This window comes from Antarcticimicrobium sediminis (genome assembly GCF_004348975.1).
GTDB classification, from domain to species: Bacteria; Pseudomonadota; Alphaproteobacteria; order Rhodobacterales; family Rhodobacteraceae; genus Antarcticimicrobium; species Antarcticimicrobium sediminis.
The window spans coordinates 1-961 of sequence record NZ_SMFP01000057.1; the positions used below are offsets into that span (position 1 = coordinate 1).

The 961-nt window shown below is 60.4% G+C and carries 1 protein-coding gene; it reads left to right on the forward strand.

Translation table 11 applies throughout. The features are described from left to right. Positions 1 to 92: 92 nt before the first annotated feature. Positions 93 to 961, forward strand: an 869-nt coding sequence (locus E1B25_RS21975; RefSeq protein WP_132831686.1) for an IS481 family transposase, incomplete at its 3' end; no start/stop codon positions are given.

Below are 961 nucleotides of genomic sequence, written 5' to 3' on the forward strand. Positions count from 1 at the left end.
TGTTCCATCCCGGATGATCACATAGACCCTCGGCGATCCGCGTTTTTCATGGCAGGATCGGTTCTGAGGGACATTCGGGACGGGGTGCGACCATGCTGATCCATCTTCACAAGCAGGCGACGACGACACCAAAGGTCAGGGCGGCGATCCAGGCGAGCGACGAGCCTGCATCGGCCCTGGCGGAACGCTTCGGCACGACGGAGCAGACGGTGTATAAGTGGAAGCACCGCGACAGCGTTCACGACCGCAGCCATACGCCGCACCGCCTGCAGACGACGTTGACCCCGGCGCAGGAAGCGGTCGCTGTGGCGCTGCGCACGACGCTGCTGGTCTCGCTCGATGACCTGCTGGCTGTGGTGCGTGAGTTCCTGAACCCGAATGTCTCGCGCTCTGGCCTGGACCGCTGCTTGCGTCGGCACGGTGTGGGAAACCTGCGTGACCTGAAGGCCAAAGCACCAAAGCCGAAGCACAGCGCTTTCAAAGCGTATGAGCCCGGCTACATCCACATCGATGTGAAATACCTGCCCCAGATGGCTGATGAGAATTCCCGCCGCTACCTTTTCGTGGCAATCGACCGCGCGACACGCTGGGTCTTCATACGCATCTTCAGGACAAAGACGGCGGCCAATGCGCGCCGCTTCCTGCGTGACCTGGAACGTGCTTGTCCGCTGCGCATCCGCACAATTCTTACGGATAATGGCAAGGAGTTCACCGATCGGCTCTTTGGTCTACGCAAGCGCGCGGCCACGGGCGCGCACGAGTTCGACACGCTCTGCTCAGACCTCAATATCGATCATCGCCTGACACCGCCAAAGTCACCCCAAACCAACGGCATGGTCGAACGCTTCAATGGCCGCATCGAGGAGGTGCTGCAAAGCCACCACTTCCGGTCAGGCGAAGAATTGGAGACGACGCTGAACCGCTATGTCTGGCTTTACAATCAACAGCTTCCTCAATCAGC